9 protein-coding genes are annotated in these 9174 nt (G+C 70.3%); 4 read left to right on the top strand and 5 right to left on the bottom strand.

Annotated elements, in window-relative coordinates; genetic code table 11:
* Positions 1–251 precede the first annotated feature (251 nt).
* The 3 genes from ACFWQG_RS03510 to ACFWQG_RS03500 form a co-directional block, all read right to left on the bottom strand.
* A complete protein-coding gene (locus tag ACFWQG_RS03510) occupies positions 252–941 on the bottom strand; it encodes a winged helix-turn-helix domain-containing protein (protein WP_378506202.1) in 690 nt (229 codons plus the stop codon).
* On the bottom strand, positions 938–2227 hold the full coding sequence (locus ACFWQG_RS03505; protein ID WP_378506201.1) for a sensor histidine kinase: 1290 nt from the start codon (positions 2225–2227) through the stop codon (positions 938–940). The genes ACFWQG_RS03510 and ACFWQG_RS03505 overlap by 4 nt, the downstream gene beginning before the upstream one ends.
* A gap of 157 nt (positions 2228–2384) precedes the next feature.
* Positions 2385–3131 carry a phosphoglyceromutase gene (locus ACFWQG_RS03500; protein WP_378506200.1) on the bottom strand — a complete coding sequence of 249 codons (747 nt, stop codon included), beginning with the start codon at positions 3129–3131 and terminating at the stop codon, positions 2385–2387.
* Positions 3132–3294: 163 nt separating this feature from the next.
* On the opposite strand from ACFWQG_RS03500, the gene ACFWQG_RS03495 reads away from it, so the two are divergent.
* The 4 genes from ACFWQG_RS03495 (at position 3295) to ACFWQG_RS03480 (ending at position 7573) form a co-directional block, all read left to right on the top strand.
* The gene (locus ACFWQG_RS03495; RefSeq protein WP_378506199.1) at positions 3295–5088 is read left to right on the top strand and encodes an FAD-dependent oxidoreductase; all 1794 of its coding nucleotides are present in this window, start codon (positions 3295–3297) and stop codon (positions 5086–5088) included.
* Positions 5089–5252: 164 nt separating this feature from the next.
* Complete coding sequence (locus ACFWQG_RS03490; RefSeq protein WP_378506198.1) at positions 5253–5780, top strand: MmpS family transport accessory protein; 528 nt, start codon at positions 5253–5255, stop codon at positions 5778–5780.
* Positions 5781–5837: 57 nt separating this feature from the next.
* Positions 5838–6875 carry a DNA polymerase IV gene (locus tag ACFWQG_RS03485; protein WP_378506197.1) on the top strand — a complete coding sequence of 346 codons (1038 nt, stop codon included), beginning with the start codon at positions 5838–5840 and terminating at the stop codon, positions 6873–6875.
* A 95-nt stretch (positions 6876–6970) separates the two neighbouring features.
* The gene (locus ACFWQG_RS03480) at positions 6971–7573 is read left to right on the top strand and encodes a transglutaminase family protein (RefSeq protein WP_378506196.1); all 603 of its coding nucleotides are present in this window, start codon (positions 6971–6973) and stop codon (positions 7571–7573) included.
* A gap of 10 nt (positions 7574–7583) precedes the next feature.
* On the opposite strand, the gene ACFWQG_RS03475 is transcribed toward ACFWQG_RS03480, so the two are convergent.
* Positions 7584–8435 (bottom strand): 3-hydroxyacyl-CoA dehydrogenase, encoded by an 852-nt coding sequence (locus tag ACFWQG_RS03475; RefSeq protein WP_378506195.1) that lies wholly within the window; start codon positions 8433–8435, stop codon positions 7584–7586.
* Between the two features lie 25 nt (positions 8436–8460).
* A complete protein-coding gene (locus ACFWQG_RS03470; RefSeq protein WP_378506194.1) occupies positions 8461–9096 on the bottom strand; it encodes a TetR/AcrR family transcriptional regulator in 636 nt (211 codons plus the stop codon).
* Between the last annotated feature and the right edge of the window lie 78 nt (positions 9097–9174).

Raw genomic sequence — 9174 nt, 5'->3', positions numbered from 1 at the left:
AAAAACCCCTTCGTACGACGCGCTCCGACGCGGAGCTGTTGCGCGTTGACGAAGCGGAGCTGTTCCGGGCCATCGGCCGCTCCGAGCAGGAACGATCCGATGATCCGGGGAAATCCTTGAGCGCCGACAATACAACGCGCACCCGCATCATGTTCACGAATCGAAACCGCTTCGCGCTGGTCTTCGTGATCGTGGCGTGCTATGACCCGGCGCTGCCCGTTTCGACCGGTTTCGCGGCGGTCCTGGCGAACTCAGCTCTCGAGCTTGTACCCGAGCCCCCGCACGGTGACCAGGTGCTCCGGCTTGGCCGGGTTCTCCTCGATCTTCGACCGCAACCGCTTGACGTGCACGTCGAGGGTCTTGGTGTCGCCGACGTAGTCGGCGCCCCACACCCGGTCGATCAGCTGGCCGCGGGTCAGGACCCGCCCCGAGTTGCGCAGCAGGTACTCGAGCAGGTCGAACTCCTTGAGCGGCAAGGTCACCGGAACACCGCCCACCTGAACCGTGTGCCGTTCGACATCCATCCGGATCGGTCCCGCCTCGAGCACCCCGTCGTCGACCCCCGATTCGGCCTCGGTGTCGGCGCCGCGGCGCAGCACCGCACGGATCCGGGCGATCAGCTCCCGAGCCGAGTACGGCTTGGTGACGTAGTCGTCCGCGCCGAGTTCGAGCCCGACCACCTTGTCGATCTCGCTGTCCCGCGCGGTGACCATGATGACCGGGACCCCGGACCGGGCGCGCAGCTGCTTGCACACGTCGGTGCCGCTCATGCCGGGCAGCATCAGGTCGAGCAGCACGATGTCCGCGCCGGAGCGGTCGAACTCCGCGAGCGCCGACGGTCCGTCGCCGACGACCGTCGCCTCGAACCCCTCCCGACGGAGCAGGAAGGCGAGCGGATCGGCCAGCGATTCCTCGTCCTCCACGATCAGCACGTTCGTCACCGGTTGGCCTCCATACTGGATGTGCCCTGACGGGCGGGGTTCGGTGCGCCCGGATGGGCGCGGTCTGAGTGAGTGGTCGGCACCGGGGTTCCAGGTGTGCCGGTGGGGCGCCCGAGCGAGTCGGGCGCCGGTGGGTCGTCGGGGGAATCGAGCTCCTCGGCGTGCGCGGGCACGATCAGGGTGAAGGTGGACCCGGTGCCGGGTTTGCTCCACAGGGTGATCGATCCGTTGTGGTTCGCGGCGACGTGTTTGGCGATCGCCAGGCCGAGCCCGGTGCCCCCGGTGGACCGGGATCGGGCCTTGTCCACGCGGAAGAACCGCTCGAATACCCGCTCCTGGTCCTCCTTCGCGATCCCGATGCCGCGGTCGGTGACGGCGATCGCCACGTCACCGCCCCGCAGCGCGCGGCTCACCGACACCGACGACCCCTGCGGCGAGTACGCGATCGCGTTCTCCACCAGGTTCGACAGCGCGGTCACCAGGAGGGTTCGGTCGCCGAGCACCTCGAGGCCGCTCGGGCGGTCGGCGGCGACGGTGATGCCCGCGGTCTCGGCCGTCAGCGCGCTGCGCCGGATCGCCTCGTCGATCACCTCGTCCACCGCGACCGGCTCGAGGTCGGGCAGCTTCTCGGCGCCCTGCAACCGGGACAGCGCGATCAGTTCACCGACCATGTTGCCCAGCCGCCGCGACTCGAGGAGCACCCGCTCCCCGAAGTGCCGCACCGATTCCGGGTCGTCGGCCGATTCCAGGAGGGCCTCGGCCAGCAACCCCATCGCCCCGACCGGGGTCTTCAGTTCGTGGCTGACGTTGGCGACGAAGTCGCGGCGGGTGGCCTCCATCCGCGCGACCTCCGAGTCGTCGTCGGCGAACAGGACGACGAACCGGCGGTCCTGTTCGCTGAGCAGTTGCGCGAGACCCCGCACGGCGATGTGGCCGCGGCCACGGGCCGGGTTCTTGACGCCGAGATCCACCTCGACGGGTTCACCGGTGTCGAGGACCCGGTTGGCGGCCGCCCAGGCGCGCGGCTCGACGGTCCGGTTGTGCACCAGGCCGAGCTCCTCGGCGCGCGGGTTGAACAGGACGACGTCGTGGAATCGGTCGACGACGGCGATGCCGCTCTGGCTGGCGAGCACGATCAGGTCGAGGACCTGGGACATCGTCAGGCCCGCCCGCTCGGCCTCCCGCCTGCTGAAGCGCGCCCGCAGTCGCGGGACGAGCACCCCGCCGACCAGATATCCGGCCACCGCGGCGGCGGCGACCAGGGCGACGACCTGAACAACAGTCACGAGTGAATCGTACGGCCGCGAAAAGGTCGGGCGGCGCCGGGTGGCGGCATTTCACTGCACGTCACGGGCCCGAGAGCCGGTGTTTTCCGGCTGTTCACCTGGCGTTCGACCCGGGCCCGCGGGCAACACGCGGGCCCGGGTCGCGTCACGGTGATGACTACTTCGCGCCCTGGTTGGCGACGGCGGCGGCGCCCGCCGCGGCGGCCTCCGGGTCGAGGTAGGTGCCACCCGGGTTGAGCGGCTTCAGGTTCTCGTCGAGGTCGTAGCGCAGCGGGATCCCGGTCGGGATGTTCAGCGCGGCGATGTCCTCGTCGGAGATGCCGTCGAGGTGCTTGACCAGCGCGCGCAGCGAGTTTCCGTGCGCCGCGACCAGCACGTTCTTGCCGGCGAGCAGCTCACGGGAGATGGTGTCCTCCCAGTACGGGATCAGCCGCTTGACGACGTCGAGGAGGCATTCGGTCAGCGGCGCCTGCTCGAGGTGCGCGTACCGGGGGTCGGCGTCCTGGCTGTACTCGCTGCCCGCGTCGATCGGCGGCGGCGGGGTGTCGTAGCTGCGACGCCACAGCATGAACTGCTCGTCGCCGTACTCGGCCTTGGTCTGCGCCTTGTTCTTGCCCTGCAGCGCGCCGTAGTGCCGCTCGTTCAGGCGCCAGTCCCGCACCACGGGGATCCAGTGCCGGTCGGCGGCGTCGAGGGCGATGTTCGCGGTGCTGATCGCGCGGCGCAGCAGCGAGGTGTAGAGGACGTCGGGCAGCAGGTCGTGCTCCCGGAGGAGCTGGCCGGCGCGCTTGCCCTCGGCGATGCCCTTGTCCGTGAGCGGGACGTCCACCCACCCGGTGAACAGGTTCATCGCGTTCCATTCGCTCTCGCCGTGGCGGAGCAGCACAAGGGTTCCGGTACTCATGTGCCCATCCTGGCATGTGGACCGCGGGTGGTGAGCAGGCCACCGCGTCGCTCCGATCACGCCGTCGGCGGGTCGCGCCCCCGAACCGTCCCGGCTGTGAGATACCTGACATGTGGCAACAGCCGTTGTCACAATCTCGCAGTGTCCCAACCGGGGGTGTGGCATGCGCGAACGGCAGGTAGGCACACGAAGCAATCGGGGCGTCACGCGGCGGGCGGTGCTGGCCGGGGTGGCGGGCGCCGGGGTCCTGGCCACCACCCGGGCGACGACGGCCCGGTCCGCCCCACCACCGCGCCCCGCCGGGCGGACGGTCGCGGTATTCGGCGGCGGCATGGCCGGCCTGACCGCCGCCCACGAGCTCGCCGAGCGCGGCTTCGACGTCACGGTGCACGAGCCGACCGCGCTCGGCGGCAAGGCCCGCAGCATCACCGCACCGGGGACCGGCACCGGCGGTCGCGGCGATCTGCCCGGCGAGCACGGATTCCGCTTCTTTCCCGGCTTCTACCAGCACATTCCGGACACGATGCAACGAATCCCGGTACCCGGCAACGCGAACGGGGTCTTCGACAATCTCGTCGCCGCGGGCGGACTACGGATGTCGATACCCGGTGGACCGGACCTGATGTCGCCGAGCCCCGCCGCACCGGTGCGCCTGGACATGTACGACGCGACGACCCTGCAGGACTCGCTCGGGGCGATGTTCAACCTCGGCACGGCGGTGCCGCCCGCCGAGATGCAGGTCTTCCTCCGGAAGCTGGTGATGTTCCTGACCAGCAGCATCGAACGCAGGGACAGCGAATGGGAGCACGCCACCTGGGCGCAGACGCTCGAAGCGGACGGCAAGTCGGAGGCGTACCAGTCGGTGCTGGTGTCCGCGCTGACCCGGCAACTCGTCGCCGCGCGGCCGGATCGCGCGTCCACCCGGACCATCGGCCGGATCGGGCAGGCGTTCGTCCTCAACGCCGCGGGCCTCGTCCCCGAGTACGGGCACCTCGACCGCCTGCTCAACGGCCCGACCAACGAGGCCTGGATCGACCCGTGGGCGGACCTGCTGCGCGGCATGGGCGTGCGGTTCGAGATGGGATCGCGGGTGGTCGCGCTCGACGTCGACGGCGGCCGGATCACCGGAGCCACGGCGGCCGACGCGGCAGGGAACCGGTCCCGAGTCGAGGCCGACTGGTACGTGCTCGCGGTCCCCGTCGAGCGGGCCGTCGACCTGCTGACCCCGCAACTGCTCGCGGCCGACCCCGCCCTCGCCGGACTGCGGGAACTGGCGGTGGACTGGATGGTCGGCATCCAGTACTTCCTGCGCAGGCCGACCCCGATCGTGGACGGGCACGTCGCCTACCTGGGCTCGCCGTGGGCGCTGACCTCGATCAGCCAGGCGCAGTTCTGGCCGGGCGACTTCGCCGCCCGCTACGGCGACGGCACCGTCCACGACTGCCTGTCCGTCGACATCTCCAACTGGGACGCCCCCGGCATCCTGTTCGGCAAGACCGCCAAGCAGTGCACCCGCGAGGAGATCGCGAAGGAGACGTGGGCACAGCTGCGGCAATGCCTCGACGACGGACCCCGGCCGGTGCTGCGGGACGAGGACCTCGCGCACTGGTTCCTCGACCCCGGCGTCTCCTGGAACTCCGCGCTCGGCGCCAACACCAACGCCACGCCGCTGCTGGTGAACACGGCCGGATCGCTGCGACACCGACCGGAGGCCAGGACCGCGATCGGCAACCTGTTCCTCGCGGGCGACTACGTCCGCACCGACATCGACCTCGCGACGATGGAATCGGCGAACGAGTCGGCGCGGGCCGCCGTCAACGCGCTGCTCGATGCGGCGGGCTCCCCCGCCCCGCCGTGTCGCATGTACCGGCTGCACGAGCCGCCGGAACTGGCCCCGTTGCGCGCCATCGACGCGCAGCGCCACGCCGCAGGCCTGCCGCACCTCCTCGCGACGTGAGGACTCCTCCCCCGGCATCCGCCGACCGGGGACCCTAGGTGTCGTTTCGATCTCGGATGCGCGGCGGGCGACATCTGCTCCGGTGCAGACAGTTTCGAACGTGGAATCCTGTGCAGGTCAGCGCCGGCACCGCCCCGGGCCGGTCTTCGACCCGAGGAGCGCCCATGTCCGTTCCCCCGCAAGGCCCGCAGCAGCCCGGCCAGGACCCAACTGCTGGCGGGCAGCCGGGCCAATACCCGCAGCCCGGCCAGTACCCCCCGCCCGGTTACTACCAGCAGCCGCAACCCCCCAAGCGCAAGAAGTGGCCGTGGATCCTCGGCGGAATCATCCTGGTGTGTGTCCTGGCATTCGGGGGCTGCATGGCTCTGTTCGGCAGTGCCGTGAACGAAATCGACAAGGAGTTCAACGAGTCCGTCGGCATCACCTACGAGGTGACGAGCGACGGCCCGACGGCGAGCAACATCACTTACACCAGTGGGGATTCCGCGAACACCGCGCAGGACAACGGTGCCGCGCTGCCATGGAGTCGCCAGGTGACGGTATCCGGGCTCAAGATCGCGTCCCTCACCGCCCAGGCCGACGCGAGCGCGACAACGATCACCTGCACGATCCGTCAGAACGGCACGGTAATCAGCGAACAGACCTCGACCGGGCAGTTCGCCGTCGTGTCCTGCTCGGGGACGGCCGAGTAGGCCCCGGTCGGCAGGGCGGACCGGGCGGCCGCGCGCTGACGGGCGCAGACTGAGCCGATGGGCACCTGGGTGCTGCACGTCGACCTCGACCAGTTTGTCGCGGCCGTCGAGGTGCTGCGCCGCCCGGAGCTGCGTGGGCGGCCGGTCGTGGTCGGCGGGCGAGGCGACCCCACCGAACGCGGGGTCGTCTCCACCGCCTCCTACGAGGCGCGCGAGTACGGGGTCGGGTCCGGGATGCCGCTGCGGGTCGCGGCCCGCAAACTGGCCGAGGTGCCGGACGCCGTGTTCCTTCCGGTGGACGCCGACGCATACACGGCGGCGTCGGAGACGGTCATGGCGACGTTGCGCGCGCTCGACGTGGTGGTGCAGGTGCTCGGCTGGGACGAGGCGTTCCTCGGCGCCGAGACCGATGACCCGGAGGCCCTGGCCCGTCGGGTGCAGCACGCCGTGCTCGCGGCGTCGGCGTTGCACTGCTCGGTCGGGATCGGCGACAACACGCTGCGGGCCAAGATCGCGACCGGCTTCGGTAAACCCCGCGGGATGTTCCGGCTGACCGCGGACAACTGGTTCACGGTGATGGGCGATCGGGACACCTCCGCGCTGTGGGGCATCGGCACGAAGACCGCGAAAAAGCTTGCCGCGCTGGGTGTTCACACAGTGCGGGAGCTCGCCGACGCCGACGAGGTCCGGCTCGCCGACGCGCTGGGCCCGACCACCGGACCGTGGCTGGCCCGGCTGGGCCGCGGGCGCGGCTCGACCCGGGTCAGCGACGAGCCGTACATCGCTCGCGGGCACGGCAGGGAGACCACGTTCCAGCACAATCTCGCGGACCGCGCCGACATCGAGGACGCGGTCCGCACCCTGGCCCGGAGGGTGGCGGGCGACGTCCGGGCCGAGGCGCGTCCCGCGACCCGGGTGACGCTCAAGGTGCGCTATGCCCCGTTCGAGACGCACACCAGCTCGCGGGCCCTGCCCGAGCCGACCTTCGACGTCCCGACGATCACCGATGCCGCGCTCGCCCTGACCGAGCGCCTCGATCCGTCCCGCGCGATCCGGCTGCTGGGCATCCGCCTCGACATGACCCCTCCCCGGTGACGGCCGCGAGTTGATTGTTTCCCACCGATTCCGCCCGAATCAGCATCAAAACAAACAGCTCGCGCCGCGGGACGGCGCGAGGCTAGGTTCATCGCGTGGCCACACCGATGAACCCCACCCACGTCCCCGACCCCGCGTCCTTCCTCGCCGGGGACGCGATCGTCGAGATCGACCACCCCGCGGTGCTGGCGCTCGGCGACACCCTCCTGGCGCGGTCCACCGACGAGGTCGACTTCGCGCGCCGGGCGTTCGAATGGGTGCGCGACGAGGTCGCGCACTCGTACGACGCGCAGGATCCCCGCGTCACGCTGCTGGCGTCGGAGGTCCTCGCGCAGCGGGTCGGCCTCTGCTACGCCAAGTCGCACCTGCTCGCGGCGGTGCTGCGCGGCAAGGGCGTCCCGACCGCGCTGTGCTATCAGCGCCTCGCGCACGGCGACGGGCACGTCCTGCACGGTCTCGTCGCGGTGCACCTCGGCGGTGCGTGGCATCGGCAGGATCCGCGGGGGAATCGGGAGGACATCTCCGCCGAATTCTCCGTCGACGGGGAACGACTCGCGTGGACGGTCGACCCGACGCTCGGCGAGATCGACTACCCGACGTTCCACCTCGCGCCGGCCGGGGTCGTGGTCGAGGCCCTGCAGCGGACCACCGACGTGCTGTCGATCTACGACGTCGGGCTGCCGTCCGCACTGGCCTGAATGCCGCGAGTCAGTACTTGTAGAAGCCCTCACCGGTGGCGACCCCGAGCTTGCCCTTGTCGATGTAGTTCTCCTTGATGTACTGCGCGAACCGCTGCTGACCGGGCCCGCCCGCCATCGAGATGTTGTATGCGGTGTTCAGGCCGACGACGTCGTAGATCTCGAACGGGCCCGCGGGGGCTCCGGTGCCGATCTTCCAGGTCTTGTCGACCATCTCGGGCTCGGCGATGCCGTCGACGACGAGCTGGCCCGCGGCGGACAGGAACGGCACCAGCAGCGAGTTCAGCAGGTAGCCCGCCTTCTCCTTCTTCATCTCGATCGGCACCATCCCGATCGAGGACGCGAAGTCGGCGACCCGGCGGTACACCTCGGGATCGGTCTCGGTGGTGCCCATCACCTCTGCGGTGTTGTGCGCCCACACCCGGTTGGCGAAGTGCAGCGCGAGGAATTTCGCGGGCCTGCCGGTGAACGCCATCAGGTCGCTCGGCAGCAGCGTCGAGGAGTTGGTCGCGAAGATCGTCTTCTCGGGGGCCACCTCGCCGAGCCGGGTGTAGGTGTCGCGCTTGATGTCGATGTTCTCCGGAATCGCCTCGATCACCAGGTCGGCGTCGGCGACTGCCGCCGCCAGGTCCGCGGAGTAGGTGATCCGGCCCAGCGCGGCGTCGGCCTTGCCGTCGGCTGCGCCGTCGACCTCGGCGCGGTAGGTGTCGGCCAGGCCCGCGAACCGGGACTTCGCGGTCTCCAGAATGTCGTCATTGATGTCGTAGGCGACGACGTCGACGCCGTGATAGGCGGTCTGGTAGGCGATCTGGGAGCCGAGGACGCCTGTCCCCAGCACGGTGACCTTGGTGATGGCGGTCATCTGACCCTTCCTTTCGGGTGCGGTGTCAATCCTGTTGGGCGCGAGCGCGATGGCCCGCGACGATCATGTTCACCTGGCGACGCAGTGCGCCGGAGGCGACGCCGGGCGTGTCCGCTCGGACGACGGGTTGCGCGATCTCCATGTGCAGGACCGCGAAGACGGCGCGCGCGGCGGCGACGGTGTCGTCGTCGTGCCGCCCACCCCCGGCGAGGCAGTCGGCGATCGACGCCTCGAGCCGGGTGACGATCTGCAGGCCAGCGCGGCGGAACGGGGCGTCCGGCGGACCGAACAGCAGGTCCCGCTCGTACGCGACGATGTTCTCGTCGTGGTCGCGGCCGGAGTAGATGACCGGCGCGATCAGCGTCAGCACCCGCTCGACCGGATCCGCGATCCCGGCCGCGTCCGCCTCGCCCCGGGTGACGGCGGCGGCGAACACCTCGTTGTGGACCATCAGCAGCAGTTCGGCCTTCGACGCCGCGTACCGGAACAGGGTGCCGTGCGCGATGTCGGCGCGGTCCGCAACCTGCTGTGTCGTCACGGCCTCGTAGCCGCGCTCGGCGAACAGCTCCTGCGCGGCAAGGCGAATCCGGGTCTGCTTCTCGGCCTTGCCGCGTTCGCGCCGACCGGCTTCCATCGAATCCACCTCCCGAACTTCACTCATTAATGAGTGTACTCCGTTTTGTGGTTCCACACCTCGGCGTGGTCGACGTCACCCCGCCCCCGTACCGAATGGGGCTTT

Source organism: Rhodococcus sp. NPDC058532, from assembly GCF_042719255.1.
Classification (GTDB): Bacteria; Actinomycetota; Actinomycetes; order Mycobacteriales; family Mycobacteriaceae; genus Rhodococcus_G.
The sequence above is the reverse complement of the archived record's forward strand: the minus strand, read 5'-3'. Positions and strand labels throughout refer to the sequence as shown.

What these genes read in the sequence shown, in the direction of transcription:
- ACFWQG_RS03500 (WP_378506200.1), bottom strand. Translation starts at nt 3,131, where the DNA reads ATGAGTACCGGAACCCTTGTGCTGCTCCGCCACGGCGAGAGCGAATGG.
- ACFWQG_RS03495 (WP_378506199.1), top strand. Translation starts at nt 3,295, where the DNA reads ATGCGCGAACGGCAGGTAGGCACACGAAGCAATCGGGGCGTCACGCGG.
- ACFWQG_RS03490 (WP_378506198.1), top strand. Translation starts at nt 5,253, where the DNA reads ATGTCCGTTCCCCCGCAAGGCCCGCAGCAGCCCGGCCAGGACCCAACT.
- ACFWQG_RS03485 (WP_378506197.1), top strand. Translation starts at nt 5,838, where the DNA reads ATGGGCACCTGGGTGCTGCACGTCGACCTCGACCAGTTTGTCGCGGCC.
- ACFWQG_RS03475 (WP_378506195.1), bottom strand. Translation starts at nt 8,435, where the DNA reads ATGACCGCCATCACCAAGGTCACCGTGCTGGGGACAGGCGTCCTCGGC.
- ACFWQG_RS03470 (WP_378506194.1), bottom strand. Translation starts at nt 9,096, where the DNA reads ATGAGTGAAGTTCGGGAGGTGGATTCGATGGAAGCCGGTCGGCGCGAA.